Source organism: Kitasatospora sp. NPDC034035 (genome assembly GCF_055575755.1).
Genome location: NZ_JBVISA010000015.1, coordinates 80121 through 100862 on the forward strand (window position 1 = coordinate 80121; position 20742 = coordinate 100862).

Genomic DNA, 20742 nt, shown 5'->3' on the forward strand with positions numbered 1-20742 from the left:
ATCCCGCCCCGACGCCCCGCTCATCCCCTCAGGAGTTGCTGCCATGTCGCTGTCCCGCCGGGACTTCGTCAACCGTTCCACCCTCGTCGGGGCCGGCGTGCTGATTGCCGGCAGCGCCGAGGCCCTGGCCAGCGCCCCCGGTGCGATCGCCGCCCCGGTCGGCGGCGAGGCCCCGGCCGCCGCGGCCGCCGGCACCAACGCGGCCGGTGGCACCGCCGTCGGCTACGGCACGCTGGTGCAGGACCCGGCCGGGCTGCTGTCCCTGCCGAAGGGCTTCTCGTACAAGGTCCTGAACCGGGCCGGCGTCACCAGGCTGCGCACCGGCGAGTTCACCCCGAGCAACCACGACGGCACCTCCGCCTTCGAGGACGAGCGCGGCGGCAACTACATGGTCGTCAACCACGAGCTGTCCGGCGCCCGCGCGAACTGGCCGCACCCGGTGCCGCTGACCGAGGGCCACGTCTACGACCCGGGCGCGGCCGGCGGCTGCACCATCGTGCACGCCAAGCGGGACGGCTCGGTCGAGCAGTGGGTCGGCATCGCCGGCACCTCCACCAACTGCGCGGGCGGCGTGACCCCGTGGGGCACCTGGCTGTCCGGCGAGGAGACCGAGGACAAGGCCGGCAAGAACGGCTTCACCAAGGACCACGGCTACATCTTCGAGGTCGACCCGCTCGACGACGACTACAACCGCGACCCGCAGCCGGTCAAGGCCTTCGGCCGCTACGCGCACGAGGCCGTGGTCGTCGACCCGAAGCGCGGCCAGGTCTACCTCACCGAGGACGCCTCGAACCCCAACGGCCTGCTGTTCCGCTGGACCCCGCCGGCCGGCTTCCAGCACGGCCGCTACCAGCTGCGGGGGCTCGCCGCCGACGCCGGCGTGCTGGAGGCCTTCAAGGTCTTCGACGGGCAGGGCAAGTTCGTCGACGACCTCTCCCGCGCCACCAAGGTCGGCACCACCTACGGCGTGGACTGGGTCAAGGTCCAGGACCGCGACGCCAGGACCGTCTCCGTCCGCAAGCAGTTCAAGGACGGCGAGGTCACCCGCGCCCGCAAGCTGGAGGGCATGTGGTGGGGTGACGGCGGCTTCTACTTCGTCTCCAGCTTCGCCCGCTCGGAGAGCCCGCTGCAGCACGACGGCCAGGTGTGGTTCTACAGCCCGGCCCGCCGCACCATCACCCTGAAGGTCCTGCTGGGCGTCAACACCGACGTCTGGGGCGACCACGACAACTTCGACGGCCCGGACAACATCACCGTCTCGCCGTACGGCGGCATCGTGATCTGCGAGGACGGCGAGGGCATCTCGCACCTGTTCGGCGCCACCGAGGACGGGCTGGTCTACCCGATCGCCCGCAACGAGCTGAACATCGGCACCGCCGAGAAGCCCGAGTTCAGCGAGTTCACCGGGGTGACTTTCTCGGACGACGGCAAGACCCTGTTCGCCAACATCCAGACCCCGGGCATCCAGCTGGCCATCAGCGGCCCGTGGCGCCGGCTGAACGAGCACAAGCGCGGCCAGGGCTACGGCGAGTGACGGTTCACCAGGTGTGACCGGTGGGGCTGTTCGGCTGCCCGTGGACTACTCGTCCGCGGGCAGCCGCAGTTGCAGCATCGCCAGCAGCCGCTGCTGCGGCTGGGCCAGGTCGATGCCGGTCAACTGCTCGGCGCGGCGCACCCGGTAGCGCAGGGTGTTGGGATGGATGTGCAGGGCGTCCGCGGCCACCCTGACCTCGCCGAGCGCGTCCAGCCAGGCCAGCACCGACTCCGCCAGCCGGGTGCCGTGCCGGCGGTCGTACTCGGTGAGCGCGGTGAGCCGCGGATCGCGCAGGCCGGAGCGCTCCTGCAGCAGCGCGACCATCTCGCTGACCAGCACCTCCGCCTGGACGTCGATCAGCGCCGCGACGTCGAGGTCCACTCCGCCGCGGCCCATCGCGTCCAGGATGCGGTCCGCCTGCGCGCGGGAGTCGGGCACCTGGGCCAGGGCGTCGACGGTCGAGCCGATCGCGGCGCGCAGCGGGACGCCGAGGTGCTCCCGGGCGGCCGTCACCACCTCGGAGGCCCAGTCGCGCACGGTGGTCATCGGCAGGCCCGGCGGCAGCTCGGGCAGCAGCACGTACACCCGGGACTCGATCGGGGCGAGCAGCGCGGTGCGGTGCCGGGCGGCGGTGTGCACCGAGATCAGGCCGGTGACGTCGGAGCGGTGCAGCGCCTCGGTGGTGTGCGCGCTGTATGCCAGCACGGTGGCCGGGCGGCGCAGGTCCAGGCCGAGATGGGTGGCGAGCGACTGGGGGCCGGTGGAGCCCTCCAGCAGTCCGGTGAGCAGCGTCCGGGTGAGCCGGACGTCGGCGGACAGCTCCCGGCGGCGGCGCACCAGCTGGGCGGCCGCGACGCGGGCGGCACCGACCAGCGCCTGCTCGGCCAGCGGCGCCAGCGGCTGCGCGCCCTCCTGTACCCAGATGGTGCCGAGCGGCTGCGCCCCGGCCCGGATGCCGATGGCCAGGCGGCGGCGCAGGCCGAGCTCGGGGTGCGGCTCGACCGCGATCGGGGTGTCCGAGCTGCGCAGGTGCTGGAAGATGCCCCACTCGCGGAGCTTGGACAGGTACGGCTCCGGGCCCTGCCAGCCGAGGATGGAGAGCCGGCGCAGGTCGTCGACCTCGTCGGAGTCGGAGGAGCGGGAGTACGCCAGCACCCGGCTGGAGGTGTCCTCGATCGAGACGATGCCGTTGGTGAGCACGGCGACGGTCTGGGCGAGGGAGAAGAGGTCACCCGCGTTGGAGTCGGGGGCGGCGGGCGCGTCCGGGGCGTCCGGGCCGGCGATGATCGCCCGGGCCAGCGAGTCGAGGTGCTCCCAGCGGGTCTCCCGGCGCACCGAGAGCAGGGCGACGCCCGCCTCGGTGGCGGCCTCGCGCAGCGCGTCGGCCTGGCCGGGGCCGTCCAGCTTGACCGCGACGGCGGCCGCGCCGGCCCGGCCGGCCGCGCGCAGGGCGGGGAGGGCGGCGCGGCCGCGGGCGCCGATCGCGAGGACGAGTTCGCCGGGGGCGGCGGTCGGCGGGTCCTCCGGGTCGAGGATCGCCACGTCGCGGACCGCGACGTCCAGGCCCAGCGGGGCGGCCTGCAGTTCGACCAGCGGTTCGCCGAGGGACATCAGCAGTTGACGGAGCGGGAGGCCGGGGGTGGGCACTCAGGCCTCCTTCATCCGCGCGGACAATACCGTGTGGTTGATTTTAGCCGGACGGACAGAGTTTCGGTTCGTCATCCCTGAATAGTTGATTCTGACTAGTCGATGCCGGATAGTCAGTACTGACCAAGTGATGAGGAATGTTCTCATGGCGAAGCGACGCAAGGTGTCGAACCCGCTGGCCCTCGCGGTCCTGGCCGAACTCGGAGCCGAGCCGATGCACCCGTACGAGATGGGGCGCCGGCTCAAGGAGCACGGCAAGGACCGCAACATCAAGTACAACCGCAGCTCGCTCTACATGGTCGTCGAGCAACTGCGGAAGGCCGGGTTCGTCGCCGAGCAGGAGACCGTCCGCGACACCCAGCGACCGGAGCGCACCGTCTACGCCCTCACACCCGAGGGCCAGGCGGAGCTCCTCGACTGGATGCGCGAATGGATCGCCGAACCGCAGGAGGAGTACCCGGCCTTCGGGGTCGCCCTCTGCCTGCTGGTGGTGCTCCCGACCGAGGAATCGGCCGACCTGCTCGGCCGGCGGCTGGAGGCGTTGGACGCGCGGATCGACGCCTCGCGCGCCCAGCTGCACAAGGCCGCCGGGATGGACGTCCACCCGATGTTCGTCGTCGAGGAGGAGTACGCCCTCGCATTGCTGGAGGCCGAGCGCCGCTACACCGAGAACCTCATCGGACAGATCGGGGAGCCGGAGTTCAACCGGACCCTGCAGGAATTCATGAGGAGCCTGGAATGAGCACCACCAGCACCAATGGCATCGCCAGCACCAACGGCACCAATGGCACGACCCGTAAGGCGCTGGTCATCGGCGGCGGCATCGCCGGACCGGTGATGGCGCTGGCACTGCGCAAGGCCGGCCTCGAACCGGTCGTGTTCGAGGCGTACCGGACCTCCGCCGAGGGCATCGGCGGGACCTTCATGATCGCCCCCAACGGCCTCGGCGCCCTGGCTGTCGTCGGGCTGGAAGCGGAGGTCGGCCGGATCGGGCAACCGGTCGGGCCGATGGTGATCGAGGACGGCAAGGGCGGCGTGCTGGCCGAGTTCACCGGCCTCGCCGACCTGCCGCCCGGCCGGCTGATGCGCCGCGCCGAACTGTACGAGGTACTGCAGCGGCGGTTGCGGGAGACCGGCATCGAGGTGCGGTGGGGCAAGCGGCTGGTCGGTGTCGAGGAGCGCGCCGACGGGATCACCGCCCGGTTCGCCGACGGCAGCAGCGCCACCGGCGACCTGCTGATCGGCACCGACGGCACCGGCTCCACCGTCCGCACCCTGATCGACCCGGCCGCGCCCGCCGCCCAGTACACCGGACTGCTCGGCGTCGGCGGCTACAGCTCCCACCGGCTGCCCGGCCGGGCCGGCCGCGGCGAGTCCGTGCACTTCGCCAACGGCGCCCGCGCCTTCTTCGGCTACTGGGGCCTGGCCGACGGCAGCGGCACCGCCTGGTTCAGCAACATCCCGCAGCCCGAGCCGCTCGCCCCGGAGGAGGCCCGCGCCGTCGGCACGGCGGAGTGGCTGCGCCGCTGCCGCGAGCTGCACTCCGACGACCTGCCCGCCCGCGACGTGCTGCGGACGGCCGACGTCGAGACCATCGAGACCTTCCCGCGGCTGGAGATCATGCCGTCCGTGCCGCGCTGGTACCGCGGCCGGATGGTCCTGGTCGGCGACTCGGTGCACGCCCCGTCCAACAGCTCGGGCCAGGGCGTCTCACTGGCCGTCGAGAGCGCCGTCGAACTCGCCCGCTGCCTGCGCGACCTGCCCGACCACACCGCCGCCTTCGCCGCGTACGAGGCGCTGCGTCGGCCCCGGGTCGAGAAGATCGCCGCCGACGCGGCGCGCACCAACAGCCAGAAGTCCTCCGGGCCGATCGGGCGGATGATGTTCCGGCTGGTCGCGCCGATCGCGATGCGGACCTTCCTGAGCCCGGAGCGGACGCTGCGGCCGGTGCACGGCTACCGGATCGACTGGGACCGGCGGGTTGCCCCGGTCACGCCGGTCGCCCCGGGCGCGGGCGCGCCGGGCGCGACGGGCGCGGGGACGACGGGCCGTCACGGGCGGGACAAGCGCGCGGCCTGACGGTCGGCGTGCCGGTGGGTCCGGTGGGGCGGGGGTGACGCCGGGGACGGTGGGGGCCGCTGTGAAGGTCGGCCGTGACCGCGGCGTGATCCCCTTCGTCGGGCCGGACAACGCCGTACGGGGGAATTTAGCCGCGCGGCCAATCAAGTGGCCCGGTCGCCAGGAATAGCGTTCGTGCTGTGGCCGGCGTGCGACCCGCGCCGGCAATCCCCCCGCATTGAACGAAGGAGAGCGTGCGCTCTATGGACGCTGTGACCCAGGTCCCCGCGCCGGTGAACGAGCCGGTCCACAGCTACGCCCCCGGGAGCCCGGAACGGGCCCGTCTGGAGGCCAAGCTGAAGGAGCTGGGCGGCCAGGAGCCGGTCCAGCTGACCATGACGATCAACGGTGAGCGCCGGATGGGCGGCGGCACCGAGTTCCACGTCGTCCAGCCGCACAACCACGCGGCTCGGCTCGGCACCCTGCGCAACGCCACCCAGGCCGACGCGCAGGAGGCCATCGACACTGCCCTGGCCGCAGCCCCGGCCTGGCAGGCGCTCTCCTTCGACTCCCGCGCCGCGATCTTCCTCAAGGCCGCCGACCTGCTGGCCGGCCCCTGGCGCGAGACCCTGGCCGCCGCCACCATGCTCGGCCAGTCCAAGACCGCCCAGCAGGCCGAGATCGACACCCCCTGCGAGCTGGTCGACTTCCTGCGCTTCAACGTGCACTTCGCCCGCCAGATCATGGCCGAGCAGCCGATCTCCTCGGACGGCGTGTGGAACCGCAGCGACCACCGCCCGCTGGAAGGCTTCGTCTACGCCATCACCCCGTTCAACTTCACCGCGATCGCCGGCAACCTGCCGACCGCGCCCGCGCTGATGGGCAACGTGGTGCTCTGGAAGCCGTCCCCGACCCAGCAGTTCTCCGCGCACCTGCTGATGCAGCTGCTCGAGGAGGCCGGCCTCCCCAAGGGCGTCATCAACATGGTGACCGGCGACGGCCTGGCCGTCTCCGAGGTCGCGCTGAAGCACCCGGCGCTGGCCGGCATCCACTTCACCGGCTCCACCGCCACCTTCCAGCACCTGTGGCGCGAGGTCGGCACCAACATCGCCGGCTACCGCACCTACCCGCGGATCGTCGGCGAGACCGGTGGCAAGGACTTCCTGGTCGCCCACCCGTCCGCCGACCCGAAGGTCCTGAAGACCGCGATGACCCGCGGCGCCTTCGAGTTCCAGGGCCAGAAGTGCTCGGCGCTCTCCCGTGCCTACGTCCCCGCCTCGCTGTGGGCCGGTCTCAAGGACGAGTTCGCGGCCGAGGTCGACGGCCTCACCATGGGCGACGTCACCGACCTGTCCAACTTCATGTCGGCCGTCATCGACGAGCGCGCCTTCGCCAAGAACAAGGCCGCCATCGACCGCGCCCAGGCCGACCCCTCCGTGGAGGTCCTGGCCGGCGGCACCTACGACGACTCGGTCGGCTACTTCGTCCGCCCGACCGTGCTCGTGTGCCAGGACCCGGCCTCGGAGTACTTCCGCGACGAGTACTTCGGCCCGATCCTCGCCGTGTACGTCTACGAGGACGAGAAGTACGACGAGATGCTGGCGCAGATGGAGTCGGCGTCGGCCTACGGCCTGACCGGCGCGATCATCGCCCAGGACCGCGCCGCCGCCCAGGACGCCATGCACAAGCTGCGCTTCGCGGCCGGCAACTTCTACATCAACGACAAGCCCACCGGCGCCGTCGTCGGCCAGCAGCCCTTCGGCGGCGGCCGGGCCTCCGGCACCAACGACAAGGCCGGTGCCAAGCAGAACCTCACGCGGTGGACCTCGACCCGCTCGGTCAAGGAGACCTTCGTCCCGCCGACGGACTACCGCTACCCGCACATGGGCTGACCAGCCCTGACGTGCTGACCACACGGCTCGTCCAGTAGCCATCGGTCACCCGCGACGCCCGGCCCCGCAGCCGGGCGTCGCCCGCCGGGGCGGCGTGCTCCACCCCCGTGCCCGCCGCCCCGGCCCCCCTTCTGCCACCCTTGGAAACACCAGCTCCAGGAGTCACGATGCTCCGTTCCGCCCTTCTCGCGGCCTCCCGGTCCCCGCAGGTCCGCACCGTGGTCGAGAAGTTCCCCCCGACCCACGCGATAGTCGAGCGCTTCGTCGCGGGCGAAGCCCTCGACGACGCGGTCACCGCCTGCGACGACCTGGTCGCCACCGGCCGCAAGGTCACCCTGGACCACCTCGGTGAGGACACCCAGGACGCCTCCCAGGCCGCCGGTACCGCCGAGGCCTACGAGCACCTGCTCAAGGCCCTCAAGGAGACCGGCCTGGCGGCCGGCGCCGAGGTGTCGGTCAAGCTGTCGGCCGTCGGCCAGTTCCTCCCGGTGGACGGCGAGAAGATCGCGCTGGAGAACGCCCGCCGCATCTGCGAGGCCGCCGCCGACGCGGGCACCACGGTGACCCTCGACATGGAGGACCACACCACCACCGACTCCACCCTCGCCATCGCGCGCGAGCTGCGGGCGGACTTCCCCTGGCTGGGCGTCGTGCTCCAGGCCTACCTGCGCCGCACCGAGGCCGACTGCCGCGAGTTCTCCGGCGCCGGCTCCCGCGTGCGCCTGTGCAAGGGCGCCTACAAGGAGCCCGAGTCGGTCGCCTTCCAGGGCAAGCACGAGGTCGACCTCGCGTACGTCCGCGCGCTGAAGGTCCTGATGGCGGGCGAGGGTTACCCGATGATCGCCTCGCACGACCCCAACATGATCAAGATCGCCGGCCAGCTGGCCCAGTGGAACGGCCGCAAGCGGGACTCCTTCGAGTACCAGATGCTGTACGGCATCCGCCCCGAGGAGCAGCTGCGCCTCGCCGGCGAGGGCAACACGATGCGCGTGTACCTCCCGTACGGCCAGGAGTGGTACGGCTACTTCATGCGCCGCCTCGCCGAGCGCCCGGCCAACCTGACCTTCTTCCTGCGGGCCATGGCCACCCGCAGCTGACGCTGCCGGCCCGGTGGAACGGCTCGTACCCCCTGTGTGGGAGGGGGTACGAGCCGTTTCGCGTTCCTAGAGGAAGTCCTTGGTGTCCAGCTCGAACTCGAAGGGAGCCGGGAGCAGCAGCGGTTCACCGAACGCGGACAGGTGGACCTCGGTGTACTCCTCGCGGTGCGGCTCGCCGAACAGGCTGATCTGGGACCTCTCGCGGTCGACGAGGAGGTAGAGCGGGATTCCGGCCCGGGCGTAGCCGTGCCGCTTGGTGATGCGGTCCTGGTCGGGCTTGCTCGACGTGACCTCGGCGACCATGGCCACACCGTCCGGTTCCATCCACGGCGGGGCGCCGCGGAAGAGGCGGAGTTCCCGTGGAGCGAACGTTGCGTCCGGGACGACGTGGTTCTTCGGGCAGGGTCCGCCGCTGATCAGACGGAGGCCCTTGCCGCCGGACACCTGCATGCGGACCCTGGACCGCGCTTTCACCTGGTCGATCAGCAGATCGATGTGGTCCTCGTGATCGCCGTCCGACGGTGGTGCCACGATGATCTCTCCCTCGATGAGCTCGGCTCGGAAGCCTTCGGGGGAGTGCAGGCTCAGGAAGCCCTCCAGCAGGATGTCTGCCTGCGATGGGGAGTCCGTGATCGGTTGCTCATGCGCCACAGCACTCATGGTGCCCCTCCTTCAGATGGGCGTCACGCTATGCACGGTCGGGGCGGGAAGCGCAGTCCACGGTGAGCTTTCACCCGATGGTGTGAGTTTGGGGCGGGCGTAGGATCCCGGTGCTGTGAACTGGGGTCTTGGCGGAAGGAGTTGGGGATGCTGAAGGAGTTCGCGGGGCTGTCGACGCCGGTGGTGGCGGATGCGTGTGTGCGGCTCGGGGTGGGGGTGCGGGCGGCGCCGGTGGGAGTCGGTCCGGTGGGGGCCGGGGCGCGGGTGACGGGGCGGGTGCTGCCGGTGCGGCACTACGGGAGTGTGGACGTGTTCCTGGAGGCGTACGGGGCCGCCCGGGACGGGGACGTGCTGGTGATCGACAACGGCGGGCGGACGGACGAGGCCTGCGTCGGGGACCTCGCGGTGCTGGAGGCACGGGCCGCCGGGGTGGCCGGGATCGTGGTGTGGGGGCTGCACCGGGACACCCCCGAGCTGCTGGAGATCGGGCTGCCGGTGTTCAGCTACGGCGCGCTGCCGCTCGGGCCGATGCGGCTGGACGACCGGGAGCCGGAGGCGCTGCGGACGGCGCGGGTCGGGCCGCACACGGTCACGGCCGGGGACGTGGTGTTCGCCGACCCGGACGGGGTGCTGTTCGTCCCGGCCGACCGGGTCGGGGAGGTGCTGGAGGCGGCCGGCGCGATCGCCCGGACCGAGCGCGCGCAGGCCGGGCGGATCGCCGACGGTGACACGCTGCGCGCGCAGACCGCCTTCGACGCGTACCTGGAGCGCCGCGCCGCCGACCCGTCGTACAGCTTCCGGCAGCATCTGCGGCGGGTCGGCGGGGCGATCGAGGAGCAGCGCGGGGAGTGAAGTCCCTTACAGAGGGCGGTACATGACGTGCAGGCCGACGTAGCCGTCGACCGGGTGGTGGAAGGCCTCGGGGACGGTGCCGACGATCTCGAAGCCGAGCGACTCGTAGAGCTTCACGGCGTGGTGGTTGTTGGCGACCACCGCGTTGAACTGCATGGCGCGGAAGCCCGCCCGGCGGGCCCAGTCGAGGGTGTACTCGACCAGGGCCCGCCCGATGCCCTTGCCGTGGTGGGCCGGGTCGACCATGTAGCTGGCGCTGGCGACGTGCGAGCCGTTGCCGGGCCGGTTGCGGTTCATGTTGGCGGTGCCGACGATCCGCCCGTCCTCGTCCACCGCGACCACCGTGCGGTTGGGGGCGGCGAGCAGCCACCACTCCTGGCCGAGCTCGGAGGGCATGTCGAGGGGGTAGGGGAAGGTCTCGCCGGCGGTGACGATCGCCTGGAAGAAGGGCCAGATGGCCGGCCAGTCCTCGGGGGTGGCTTCGCGGATGATCATCCGCTCAGCATGATCGTCGGCGGGCCGGCGGGCCACCGGTTTTCCGTTCAGCCGCCGAGGACGGCGTCCTCGACGACGGCGGCGGCGTTGGCCTGGCCCCGGGCGTTCGGGTGCACCACCGCGTACTTCAGCGGGATCACGCTGGTCAGCACGCCGTCCAGCCAGTGGTCGGGGTCGCAGACGCTGTGGCCGGCGGTGGAGGGGTAGAGGTCGACGAAGGTGTCGCCGTGGGCGGCGGTGTTCTGCGCGATGACCGCGTTGAGCGGCTCCAGGATCGCGGTCCGGGCCCAGGCGAGGTCGCCGGTGGTGAAGGTGGCGAACTGCAGCAGGTCGCCGTACGTGCAGAGGTTGACGTTCTCCGGGACGAGGTGCGGGTAGCCGACGGTGAGGACCTTGGCGAACGGGGCCCTGACGTGCAGCGCGGTGAGCATGGTGTCGTAGCCGCTGCGCAGCGCGGCCAGGCGGTCGGGCAGGCCGGCGTCGTATTTGTCCTTGCAGGGGGTGCCCTGGCCGAGGTGGGTGGCGCCGAGTTCGATGCAGTTCTTGAGGATCTCGGCGAAGCCGAGGTCGTTGCCGCCGATGCCGACGGTGACCAGGTCGGTGGCCGGGCCCACGGCGTCGACCTGCGGCGGGACGGGCGGGTAGGGGGCGCCGGGGTCGGTGCCGAGCGGCGGGAGGGGGCGGCCGAGCGGGGAGAGCTTGGTCGCGTGGATGTTCTCGGTGGTGGCGCCGCTGCAGCTGACGTTGCGCTGGTCGACCAGGAAGCCGAGGTCGCGGCGGATGATCTCGGGGTAGGACCCGACGGTCCGGGCGCAGCCGTCGCGGGGCTCGGTCAGGTCGCCGGTGGCCTCGATGACGCCCGCGGTGTAGGAGTCGCCCATGGCCACCCAGGTCAGCGCCCGGGCGCGGGCGGACGGCTCGGCGGCGGCCTGCACGGTGGTGGGGGTGGTCAGTCCGGCGGCGAGGACGGCGGCGGTGCCGGCGACGGCGAGGCGGGACAGGAAGCGTGGCACGGTCTCTCCTCAGCGAGTGCGGGGGAGAGTGCGATTCACCCCCCTGAGAGTCAATCGAGTCGGTGTGTGTGCGACTTGATGCCTCAGGAGGGTGAATTCGTGGGCGTTGGCGTGATGAGGGCGGTGGGCTAGAGCAGCGCGGCGGCGGGCTCGATCATCGCCCGGGCGGTCTTGCCGTCCACGTACTCGCCGAGCGCGGTCATCTCCCACTCGCCGCCCGGTCGGCGGACCAGCTTGCACATCACCACGCCGGTGCGCGACTCGGAGTGGGTCAGGTCGAAGCGGACCAGCTCCTCGTTGGTGCCGGCGTCCAGCAGGCGGCAGTAGGCGTTCTTCACGTCGGTGAACTTCTGGCCGGAGAAGGAGTTGACGACGAAGACCAGTCCGTGGACCTCGGCCGGCAGGCCCTCCAGGTGGACGGTGATCAGCTCGTCGTCACCGTCGCCGCCGCCGGTGAGGCTGTCGCCGGAGTGGGCGATGGCGCCGTTGAAGATGTTCAGCTTCATGAACCAGGCCGTCTCCAGCCGCTTGTGGCGGGCGTCGAAGGCGAGGCAGGAGGCGTCCAGGTCGATGCTGCGGCCACGGGCGGCGGGCTCCCAGCCGAGGGCCATCCGGACGGAGGAGAGGAAGGGGCGGCCGTTCTTGACCAGGGAGACGGAGCTGCCCTTGACCAGGCTGACCCGGCCCTTGTCCAGGGTGATCTTCGCGGGCGCGCCCGGGGTCGCGGGAACGGAGGGCGGCGCGGGCGGGGCCGGCGGCAGCGGGTGGGAGCCGGTGGCGAGGGCGATCCGGGGGTCGACCGCGGCGGCGGCGGGCGGGGTCGCGGGGGCCGGGGGAGCCGCCGGGGGAGCGGGCGGGGCGGGCGGTGCGACGGGCGGGGTGGGGAGCTGGAGGGTCGGGTCGGCCGGAGCGGCCGTGGCCTGCGGGGTGCTCGGGGCGGGGGCGGCCTGGGCGGCCGGGGCCGGGGTGTCGTCGACGCTGACGCCGAAGTCGGTGGCGATGCCCGCGAGGCCGTTGGCGTAGCCCTGGCCGACCGCGCGCACCTTCCAGGCGCCGTTGCGCAGGTAGACCTCGACCACGACCAGCGCGGTCTCCAGGCCCAGCCGGGGCGGGGTGAAGGTGACCAGGACCTCGCCGGTGTCGGCGTCGCGGACGGTGGCGGTGGGCTCGGTCCCGGCGAAGGTGGAGACCTGGTCGGCGGGGCTGGCGGTGACCGCGATCTTGGTGATGTCCGCCGGGACGGCCCGGGTGTCGACGGTGATCGCGTCGGGAGTACCGGCGGCGGCCGGGCGGTGGCTCACCCCCGGGCCGTTCGGGGCGTTGAAGAAGACGAAGTCGTCGTCCGAGCGCACCTTTCCGGCGTCGGTCAGCAGCAGGCCGGAGACGTCCAGCGCCTTGGGCGCGGTGACCTCGACGGTCACTCGCGCGGCGGTCAGCGGTGCGTTGCCGCCTTGGGTCAGGACGGTGGGCACGGACTCCTCCTCGGGTGCGGAACGACGGCCCCGGTCGGGGGCCTTTGGGGGCGCCCGGCCGGGTGCTGCCCACAGTAACGAACGAGGGTGCGGGGATGCGCCCGTCCGAGCAGCTCAGCTGTCGGATCGTCGGACTGTCGGAATGTTGTGACGATGGGCCGTCGGAGGAGCGTGGCCGTTGGAGAAGCGTGGCCACCGGACGGCCTGCACCGCCGGACGGCCTGGACCGCCCGGGCCGTCAGCGGGGCGCGGGGGCCGCCGGGACACCGGGGGCCTGGGGCGCGAAGGGCGGCGGCGCGGCCGGCAGTGACGGGGTCGGCGGTGCCGGGGTGGGCAGTGGCGGGATGGGGTCGAAGCCGCCGAGCGCGGCGACCGCGCGGGGGTGGTCGAGGGCGAAGGCGGAGGCGCTCCAGCTCTCCGCCGGGGCCGACTTGCGGACCGCGGACGGGTCGGCGGCGGCCGGACGGGCGCCGCGCGCGCCGAAGGTGTAGTGGCCGGGCCGGACGTCGGTGCCGGGCGGTGTGGTGAAGCGGTAGACCAGGGTGCCGCGCTCCTGCTGGACGGTGACCACGGCGCCGGGCAGGTCGGTCCAGGCGGTGCCGGTGCCGGCGGCGGACTCGCCCGGGGCGAGCCGGAATTCGGCCTGCAGGGCGGTGACCGGCTCGGTCACGGTGAGGCCGAGCTCGTGCCGCAGGCCGTCGCGGCCGAGCGGGGCGACCAGGGAGGTGCCGGACAGGGCGTGGTCGGTGCTCGGGTCCGGCGTACCGGGGCCGGGCGCGGTGGGGCCGGGCGCGGTGGGAGCGGGTGCGGTGGGGCCGGGTGTGTCCGTCGGTGTGCCGCCGTCGCCGCCCGGGTCCGTCGGGGCCTGGCCGTCCGGGGACCCGCCGGTGCCGGGGGCGGTCTCGGTGGGCGGCGGCACGGGGCGGGTGGGCGCGGTGGGCCTGATACCGGGCAGTTTCGGTGGCACGCCGTCGGTGGGCTGGCCGTCGGGCTGTCCGGCGGGCGGGGTCGGGGCGGCGGGCGAGGGCCCGGCCGGAGCCGGTACGCCCGGCTGGGTGCCCGCGAGCTGGGTGCCGGGGGGCTGCGAATCCTGCCCGGTGGCGGTCTGACCCCCGGTCGGGGCCGAGGAGCCCGGGTGCGCCGAGCGGTCGCCGGGCGGGGTGGCCAGGACCGGTGCCGCTCCCGAGGGGTGGGCCGCGGGGCGCGTGGACGGGTGTGCCGGTTGCCGGGTGGCGGACGGTCCGCCGGCCGGGGTGGCGGTCGGGGTCTGCGCGGAGGCCGCCTCGGCCTGGTCGGTGGCGCCCGGGGTGGGCGGCGGGGTGGAGCCGACCCGGGCCACGCCGGCCCGACGGCCGATCCCCTGCTGCTCGTTGAGCAGGAGGGTGGTGGCGATGCTGATGCCGACGACGGTGGACATCGCCATCGCAGCGCCGGAGAAGCGCAGGGTGGGCAGTCGGAGTCGGCCGCCGAAGGGGCGCGGTCGGCCGTGCCGGCCGTGCCGCTCGGGCTCGTGCCGCACGTCCCGCGCGGTGTCCTCGCGCACAGCCACCGGACCCCCTCCCTCCCCGAAGTCGCGTCGCCGTATTCTCCCACGCGCTGCCGCCGGGCCTGGTTCCGGCCGTCGCGGGCCGGTCCGCCGCGGGCCCGCGCCGGGGAGGGGGAGAGCGTACCAGCGGGCGGTCATACCGTGGACGGGTTCCATCCATTTCGTGGACACCCGTTCGATGTCCGGAAGTTGACGCTCCGTCCGACAGGGAAGTAGGGGGCGGTTGGCCTGGATGGTGGCGGTTGTTGCAACCCCCTTGCAACCCTTGCCGCCCGGCACGGGGTGGCGCAGGCTGGGTCCATCCCACGCCGCCCCGGAGAGACCGTCATGCCGCCCGACCCGCTGTCCGCAGCCTCCAGTGCACCCATCGCCGCCACCCCCACGGGCGGCGATGGGGACGGCTCCACCGCCGCTCCGGCGGCGGTGGAGGAGGTGCTGACGCTCCGGATCTCGCTGGGCGAGGAGGTGGTCGGCGAGGTGCGCACCCGGTTCCGGTTCGACGCCGCCCGCCCGTACGAGGTGCTGTTGACGTTCCACCTGGGGCGGCCGGACGAGGCCGACTGGGTGTTCTCGCGCGAGCTGCTGCGCGACGGCCTGGGCATGTTGAGCGGCCAGGGTGACGTCAAGCTGTGGCCGGCGTACTGCCCGTGCCACGGCTCGACGCTGCACCTGGCGCTCGAATCCCCGCACGGCAGCGCCCTGCTGGAGGCTCCCAAGCCCCGGGTGCAGGCCTGGCTGGACCGGACGTACGCGCTGGTCTCCGAGGCGCGGGAGTGCGACTGCGGCCCCACCGACGACGACCTGGCCGCGCTGCTCGCGGGCGGCTGACGGGCGGCTGACGGGCGGCGGGCAAGCGGCTGAGGGTCGGCGGTCGGCGGTCGGCGGTCGGCGGTCGGTGAGCGGTTGGCGGTTGGCGGTTGGCGGTCGGCCGCGGCCTCAGCGGCCGAGCGGCTGGTCGCCGGGTGCGCGCGGCGGCGGGACGGGTACCGCTCCGGGCAGCCGCACCGCCCCCGTCGCCAGCGCGGCCCGCAGTCTCCGGACGGCCGGGGCCGTGGAGGCGGGCAGCAGGTCGTACGGGTCGTCCGGCCCCTCCACGGTGACCAGCACCGACTCGGCGATCCGGTACGGCCGGTGGGCCAGCAGCCCGCCCAGGTAGCGGCGCAGCCGGGACAGCTCCGCGCGGACCGTCACCGTCCGGCCCGCGTCGCCGAACAGCGCCTCGGCGAGCTGGGCGGCGGTGCTGCCCTGGCGTCCGGTGGCGAGCAGGAGCAGCAGTTCGGCGTGGCGCGGGCTGAGCGGGTGGGACCAGCTGCCGACCGCGCCCCGGACGGACAGTTCGGGCCGGTCCGCCCGGCGCAGGTCGAGTCGGAGCCGGGCCCCCTCGGCCTGTTCGGCGCTCACCGTGCCGGAGCCGTCCTCCCCGGGCGGCCGGATCGGGCGCACCAGCCAGCCGTCGGCGAGCGGTTCCAGTACGCACTCGCCGAGGCCGGGCACCCAGTGCACGGCGGCCGGGGCCCAGCCCTCGCTGGGCACCCGCAGCCGGTTGGGCGGCGGCAGCCCGGCCGCGGCGGCGGTCCAGCCGGCCGCGTCCACCACCAGGGCCGGGCCGCCGACCCGGGCGAGCAGCGGGGCGGCCAGGGTGCGCAGCTGGTGCAGGGCCTCCAGCCGGTGGGCGCGCAGCTCGGTCTCGGCGAGCCGGGCGGCGGTGGCGGTGAGCTGGAGCAGGTACGGGCGGATGCTGTGCGCGGGGCCGCTCAGGTTGATGGCGCCGACCAGCTGCCCGGTGCCGGGGTCGTGCACGGGCGCGGCCACGCAGGTCCAGGAGTGGTGGCTGCGCAGGTAGTGCTCGGCGGAGTGGACGTGCATCGGGCGGCGGGCGCGCAGGGCGACGGCGATGCCGTTGGTGCCGACGCTCTCCTCGATCCAGCGGGCGCCGGTGATGAAGCCGATCCGGTCGGCGCTGCGGCGCAGGCCGCGCTCGCCCTCCTGCCAGAGCACGTGGCCCTCGGCGTCGGCGATGGCGAGGATCAGCGGGAGTGCGTCGGTCGGTTCCAGCAGGGTCTGCCGCAGGACTGGCATGACTGCGTCAAGCCCACTGGCGCGGCGGCGCTGTTCGATTTCGGCCGGGCCGAGCAGGGCGGCGGCGGCACCGGTGTCGGGGTCGAGGCCGAGCCGGCGCAGCCGGGCCCAGGAGTCGCCGATCTCGGGGCGGGGTTCGAGCAGGCCGGGGACGCCGCCCTCCTCGGGGGAGGCGGGACCGGTCAGCTCCCGGGCGGCGGCGTCGGCGAGGGTGCGCTCGTGGACCTTGGCCAGCTCCGTCGCGGTCGGCGGGGTGCGGCGCTCTGGTCGTCGGGACTGCCGTCCGGTCTGCCGCACTCGGTCCGCTCCTCGCCGCCGTTCGAGGTCGCGCCGGGGCCGACGCGCTGACGAAAGCGTACGGGTGAGCTGGGCCCGTGGGGATGGGGTCTGCCAACTCGGCATACCGGACGGTACGCGGGAGCGGCCCCGGGCCCGGGCGACCCCCGGGCCCGGGTGGGTCTCAGCGCTGCGCGCCCACGCCCTGCTGGGCCGCCTCGACGGTGTGGTGCAGGTCGGCGGTGGCCTCCAGCGTGGCGCCGGTGCTCAGCGCCAGGCAGGCGGCCAGGGCCAGCGCGACCGCCCGCAGCCGGGTGCCGGGGGTGGCCGCCGGGCGGGGCTGGAGCAGGGCGGCGACCCGGCGCGGGACCGGCCCGGAGTGCGCGGCGGGGGCCAGCCTGGGCCGGTCCGGCCAGGGGGAGCGGCTCGCGGCGAGGGCGGCCCGGCCGACCGCGCGGGCGGTCACGGTGCGGTCGCCGACCCGGGCCGCCGCCACCTCGTCGGCCCAGCGCTCCAGGTGGTACCCGAGCGGCGCGCGCAGCGGGCGGAGCGCCGGGTGGACGTCGGCGGCGTGCTCGGCGAGGGCGAGGAAGACGTGGTGGCGGGCGGCCAGGTGGGCGCGCTCGTGGGCGAGCAGGGCGGAGCGCTCGGGGCCGCTGAGGGCCCGCAGCATCCCCGAGGTGACCACGATCCGGCCGGGCTCGCCCGGTCGGCCGGGGCGGCGCAGACGGCCGGGCAGGGCGAAGGCGTCGGCGCGCTCGTCGTCCAGGACGGCGAGCGGGGGCTCGGCGGGCCGCAGAAGCGCCGTGAGCACTGATCCGGCGGGCCGCAGGAGGGCGGAGAACGCGGGCTCGGCGGGCCTCGGCGGGGCGGTGCGGCGATCCGGGGTGCGAGCCCGGCGCACGGTGGCGCGCGGGAGGCGCGTATCCGGATGCCGGTCATCGGCCGGGAGGGAGGCCCAAGCCGTGCGCAGCTCCAGCCGTCGGCGGCGGGCCGTGCGCACCGCCAGCGCGGCGAGCGCGACGAGCGCCAGGGCCGCCGCCGCGGCGGCGAGCGGGGCGGCCGGCGCGGCCGCGGTGAGCCACGGCAGCGAGAGGTGGCCGAGGGCGGCGACCGGCGGCAGCTGGAGCAGCCCGGCAGCGGCGAGCAGGCCGAGCGAGCAGAGGGTGCCGCCGGCCAGGACGGCGGCGCTGCCGGCCAGCATCCAGGCGGCGGCTCGCGGCGACAGCAGTTCGGCGAGGCGGCGGGCCAGCGGGGCGGCCAGGAACGGCAGCAGCAGCGGGGCCCAGACGGCGATCATCATCGGCCGGCCGCTCCCCTGCTGCCCGGCCACGGGTGGTCGTCGCCGACGGTTCTGGTGAGGGCTCCGGCGTCGGCGGCTCCGGTGCCGGGGCCGGCGGGGCCGTCACCGAGCAGGTCGCGCAGCAGCTGCTCGTCCTCGGCGGAGAGGTCGGAGATGAAGCGGGCCAGCACGGTGGAGCGGTCGGCCTCGCGGCCCAGCTCGGTGTGCATCCGGCGGGCCGCCAGTCCGGCGGTGTCCTGGACGGTCGGGGTGTAGGCGTAGGCGCGGCCGGCCCGGGTGCGCTCGACCGTCCCCTTGTCGTGCAGCCGGGCCAGGATCGTCGCGATCGTGGTGCGGGCGAGGTCCCCGCCGAGCGCCGCCTGGACGTCCTGCGGCGTCATCGGCTGCCGGGCCGACCAGAGGGCGGCCAGCACCTCGGCCTCCAGCTCCCCGGCGGGCCGGCGGGCGGACGGTACGTCGGACATGGCGGCGATTCCTCCAAGTTTCGTCTACAGTCATGTAGACCGTCTACGTGACTGTAGACGGTCGGGCGGGTCCGGCTGAAGAGCCCGGCAGTGAAGTCCGGCTGTGAACCTCCCCGGTCCGGGCGGTCCCTGTGAACCTCCCGGTCCGGGCGGGTCCCTGTGAACCGCTGTCCCGGCGAGTTCGCCGTGAACAGCCGGCCTGAGCGGATCCGCTGTGAACCGGTCGGTTCCGGCGGAATGCGCCGTGAACCGCCCTCCAACGTACGGGAGGTCCGCCAGCCTTGCTCCAGTTCCCCGGCGATCCGGCCGTTCACCTCGCGGTGAACCCGCTGGACGCGTCCTCACTGCTCGCCGCCTTCGGCGCGCTCGGCATCGCCGTGGTGCTGTTCGCCGAGACCGGCCTGCTGATCGGCTTCTTCCTGCCCGGCGACTCGCTGCTGTTCACCGCCGGACTGCTCTGCGTGCCCGGCGCGACCAAGGGGCCCCAGCTGGAACTGTGGCAGGTGCTGCCCGCCGCCCTGGTCGGAGCACTGGGCGGGGCCCAGGTCGGCTACCTGATCGGCCGGCGCGGCGGCCGGTCGCTGCTGCGCCGCACCAGGCGGAAGAGCCTGCTGAAGGGCGCCGCGCGGGCCGAGGAACTGCTGGCGAAGTACGGCCACGGCAAGGCGATCATGCTCGCCCGGTTCATCCCGGTGGTCCGAACGGTGTTGAATCCGCTGTGCGGCGTGCTCGAAGTGCCGGTCCGCTCGTTCACCCTCTGGCAGGTCGTCGGCGGTGCGGTCTGGACGGTCGGCGTGGTGCTCGCCGGGTACGCGCTCGGATCGTCGGTACCCGGGATCGACCAGTATCTGCTGCCCATCATCGGTCTGGTAGTAGTTGTCTCCGTGTTCCCCATTGTTCTCGAACTGTTCCGCGCCCGTAAGGCGCCACGTCACGGAGGTGACGCGTGATGTCCTCACGGGCCCTCGCCGTCTATGACGGCAGCGGCATCGACGGCAGCCTCTACACCCGCGTCAACGGGTGGGCGCAGTCGGCCCCGCACTGGCTGGACGAGCTGATCAAGGTCTGGTCGGCGATCGGTCTCGGCCTGTTCGCGATCTTTATGCTCTGGGCGTGGTGGCGGGCGCGCGGCGCGGACTCCGCGGTGATGGCCAAGGTGCTGGCCTCGCCGGTGATCGTGGTCATCGCCTACGTCGTCAACTCGGGGCTCAAGGGCATCGTCGAGGAGGTCCGGCCCTGCGCGCAGATCCTCGGCAGCGTCTCGCTGGAGACCTGCCCGGGCACCGGGGACTGGTCCTTCCCGAGCAACCACTCGGTGATCGCCGTCGCCGCCGCGGCCTCGCTCTGGTTCGTCAACCGGCGGCTCGGCTGGGTGGCCGGCCTGTTCGCGGTGCTGATGGCCGCCTCCCGGGTCTGGGTCGGCGTGCACTACCCGCACGACGTGGCGGTGGGCGCGCTGGTCGGCCTGCTGGTCGCGGTGGTGCTGGCACCGGTCGCCGGGCGCTGCGGGCCACTGGTGGACCGGATGCGGACCGGCGCGCTGCGGCCGCTGCTCGGCCCGGGGGAGCCGCCGCTGGTGAGCCACGGGCACTCGGCGTACGGGGCGCAGCGGCACTGAGACGGTCGGGTGCGGCGGCGCCGATCGCGCTCGTTCCACCCGTTCCGCGACCCTTGTTCGGCAGGGGTGGCGGGTAGAGCATGTGAGCCGGGCGTGGGGCCTCCTCAGGGGGCGCCCGCCCGGCTCAGTCGTGCTCGGGGCGCGAGGGCGCCGGGCGTGCCAGCGGAGGGAGTGCCGAATGCCGTACAGACTCGACATCACACAGGGGGACTGGCCGGGCGACTTGCTGCACAAGGGCGTCGAGGGCCTGCTCGCGGAGGCCATGGTGCTCACCCTCGCCACCGCCGGCCACGAACACGGACCGCACGCCAACCTCGCCTTCTTCGCCCACGACGACGACCTCGTCCTCTACTTCGTCAGCGAGCGCTCCACCCGGCACAGCCACCATCTCGCCGAGGAGGCCCGGGCCGCCGCCACCGTGTTCCTGCCGCCGCCCGCCTTCGGCGAGCAGCTGCGCGGACTGCAGCTGACCGGCAGCGCGGGCGAGGCCTGGGGGCGGCAGGCGCAGGCGGCGCTGGCCGCGTACCAGGGGCGCTACCCGTCCTTCGCGCAGGACGAGGAGGTCCGGCGCCAGTTCCTCACCGGCGGCGGGGCGGCGGCGCTGTACCGGTTCCAGGTGGAGGAGCTGACGGCGGTGGACGAACCGAACTTCGGCCGGCGCAACTACCTGCGGGCGCGGGTGGTGCGGTCGTAGGCCCCGCGGGCCTTCGTCGGCGGCTCCGGCCGGGCCGAGCCG

Annotated in this window: 19 protein-coding genes; 10 read left to right on the plus strand and 9 right to left on the minus strand. The window is 73.9% G+C overall.

All coding sequences use genetic code 11. From position 1 onward, the window contains the following. Nucleotides 1–43 precede the first annotated feature (43 nt). Nucleotides 44–1534 (plus strand): alkaline phosphatase PhoX, encoded by a 1491-nt coding sequence (locus ACZ52J_RS22090; protein ID WP_465620992.1) that lies wholly within the window; start codon nucleotides 44–46, stop codon nucleotides 1532–1534. Nucleotides 1535–1579: 45 nt separating this feature from the next. Here ACZ52J_RS22090 and ACZ52J_RS22095 read toward each other — a convergent pair whose 3' ends face one another. Further along, entirely contained in the window at nucleotides 1580–3181 is a 1602-nt protein-coding gene (locus ACZ52J_RS22095; protein WP_465620994.1) for a PucR family transcriptional regulator, read from the minus strand. Between the two features lie 145 nt (nucleotides 3182–3326). Between ACZ52J_RS22095 and ACZ52J_RS22100 the strand changes: the two genes are divergently transcribed. The 4 genes from ACZ52J_RS22100 (at nucleotide 3327) to ACZ52J_RS22115 (ending at nucleotide 8228) form a co-directional block, all read left to right on the plus strand. Next, nucleotides 3327–3923, plus strand: coding sequence for a PadR family transcriptional regulator (locus tag ACZ52J_RS22100; RefSeq protein WP_360499475.1), 597 nt, complete (start codon nucleotides 3327–3329; stop codon nucleotides 3921–3923). Next, the gene (locus ACZ52J_RS22105) at nucleotides 3920–5260 is read left to right on the plus strand and encodes an FAD-dependent oxidoreductase (protein WP_465620997.1); all 1341 of its coding nucleotides are present in this window, start codon (nucleotides 3920–3922) and stop codon (nucleotides 5258–5260) included. The genes ACZ52J_RS22100 and ACZ52J_RS22105 overlap by 4 nt, the downstream gene beginning before the upstream one ends. A gap of 242 nt (nucleotides 5261–5502) precedes the next feature. Then, entirely contained in the window at nucleotides 5503–7131 is a 1629-nt protein-coding gene (pruA, locus tag ACZ52J_RS22110; RefSeq protein ID WP_465620999.1) for an L-glutamate gamma-semialdehyde dehydrogenase, read from the plus strand. 167 nt (nucleotides 7132–7298) lie between these two features. Next, nucleotides 7299–8228 (plus strand): proline dehydrogenase family protein, encoded by a 930-nt coding sequence (locus ACZ52J_RS22115; protein WP_360499481.1) that lies wholly within the window; start codon nucleotides 7299–7301, stop codon nucleotides 8226–8228. Between the two features lie 66 nt (nucleotides 8229–8294). On the opposite strand, the gene ACZ52J_RS22120 is transcribed toward ACZ52J_RS22115, so the two are convergent. After that, complete coding sequence (locus ACZ52J_RS22120; protein ID WP_465621000.1) at nucleotides 8295–8888, minus strand: Uma2 family endonuclease; 594 nt, start codon at nucleotides 8886–8888, stop codon at nucleotides 8295–8297. 147 nt (nucleotides 8889–9035) lie between these two features. Here ACZ52J_RS22120 and ACZ52J_RS22125 point away from each other — a divergent pair, with 147 nt between their 5' ends. Continuing rightward, nucleotides 9036–9740, plus strand: coding sequence for an RraA family protein (locus tag ACZ52J_RS22125; protein ID WP_465621002.1), 705 nt, complete (start codon nucleotides 9036–9038; stop codon nucleotides 9738–9740). A gap of 6 nt (nucleotides 9741–9746) precedes the next feature. On the opposite strand, the gene ACZ52J_RS22130 is transcribed toward ACZ52J_RS22125, so the two are convergent. The 4 genes from ACZ52J_RS22130 to ACZ52J_RS22145 all read right to left on the minus strand — a co-directional run bounded on the left by ACZ52J_RS22130 (nucleotide 9747) and on the right by ACZ52J_RS22145 (nucleotide 14269). Beyond that, the gene (locus tag ACZ52J_RS22130) at nucleotides 9747–10235 is read right to left on the minus strand and encodes a GNAT family N-acetyltransferase (RefSeq protein WP_465621004.1); all 489 of its coding nucleotides are present in this window, start codon (nucleotides 10233–10235) and stop codon (nucleotides 9747–9749) included. A gap of 47 nt (nucleotides 10236–10282) precedes the next feature. After that, nucleotides 10283–11248: an SGNH/GDSL hydrolase family protein gene (locus ACZ52J_RS22135; protein WP_465621006.1), complete on the minus strand. Its 966-nt coding sequence runs from the start codon at nucleotides 11246–11248 to the stop codon at nucleotides 10283–10285. A gap of 128 nt (nucleotides 11249–11376) precedes the next feature. Beyond that, nucleotides 11377–12708, minus strand: coding sequence for a TerD family protein (locus tag ACZ52J_RS22140; RefSeq protein ID WP_465621177.1), 1332 nt, complete (start codon nucleotides 12706–12708; stop codon nucleotides 11377–11379). Nucleotides 12709–12958: 250 nt separating this feature from the next. Continuing rightward, entirely contained in the window at nucleotides 12959–14269 is a 1311-nt protein-coding gene (locus ACZ52J_RS22145; RefSeq protein WP_465621008.1) for a hypothetical protein, read from the minus strand. A 324-nt stretch (nucleotides 14270–14593) separates the two neighbouring features. Between ACZ52J_RS22145 and ACZ52J_RS22150 the strand changes: the two genes are divergently transcribed. Then, complete coding sequence (locus tag ACZ52J_RS22150) at nucleotides 14594–15094, plus strand: SsgA family sporulation/cell division regulator (RefSeq protein ID WP_465621010.1); 501 nt, start codon at nucleotides 14594–14596, stop codon at nucleotides 15092–15094. A gap of 108 nt (nucleotides 15095–15202) precedes the next feature. On the opposite strand, the gene ACZ52J_RS22155 is transcribed toward ACZ52J_RS22150, so the two are convergent. The 3 genes from ACZ52J_RS22155 to ACZ52J_RS22165 all read right to left on the minus strand — a co-directional run bounded on the left by ACZ52J_RS22155 (nucleotide 15203) and on the right by ACZ52J_RS22165 (nucleotide 18388). Then, nucleotides 15203–16642, minus strand: coding sequence for a GAF domain-containing protein (locus ACZ52J_RS22155; protein WP_360499495.1), 1440 nt, complete (start codon nucleotides 16640–16642; stop codon nucleotides 15203–15205). Between the two features lie 163 nt (nucleotides 16643–16805). Beyond that, on the minus strand, nucleotides 16806–17924 hold the full coding sequence (locus ACZ52J_RS22160) for a M56 family metallopeptidase (protein ID WP_465621012.1): 1119 nt from the start codon (nucleotides 17922–17924) through the stop codon (nucleotides 16806–16808). After that, nucleotides 17921–18388 (minus strand): BlaI/MecI/CopY family transcriptional regulator, encoded by a 468-nt coding sequence (locus ACZ52J_RS22165; protein ID WP_465621014.1) that lies wholly within the window; start codon nucleotides 18386–18388, stop codon nucleotides 17921–17923. Before ACZ52J_RS22165 ends, ACZ52J_RS22160 begins: the two co-directional genes overlap by 4 nt. A 281-nt stretch (nucleotides 18389–18669) precedes the next feature. Between ACZ52J_RS22165 and ACZ52J_RS22170 the strand changes: the two genes are divergently transcribed. The 3 genes from ACZ52J_RS22170 (at nucleotide 18670) to ACZ52J_RS22180 (ending at nucleotide 20700) form a co-directional block, all read left to right on the plus strand. Continuing rightward, a complete protein-coding gene (locus ACZ52J_RS22170) occupies nucleotides 18670–19338 on the plus strand; it encodes a DedA family protein (RefSeq protein WP_360499501.1) in 669 nt (222 codons plus the stop codon). Then, nucleotides 19338–20006 carry a phosphatase PAP2 family protein gene (locus ACZ52J_RS22175; protein ID WP_465621016.1) on the plus strand — a complete coding sequence of 223 codons (669 nt, stop codon included), beginning with the start codon at nucleotides 19338–19340 and terminating at the stop codon, nucleotides 20004–20006. Before ACZ52J_RS22170 ends, ACZ52J_RS22175 begins: the two co-directional genes overlap by 1 nt. Before the next feature lie 178 nt (nucleotides 20007–20184). Next, entirely contained in the window at nucleotides 20185–20700 is a 516-nt protein-coding gene (locus tag ACZ52J_RS22180; protein ID WP_360499505.1) for a pyridoxamine 5'-phosphate oxidase family protein, read from the plus strand. Nucleotides 20701–20742 lie beyond the last annotated feature (42 nt).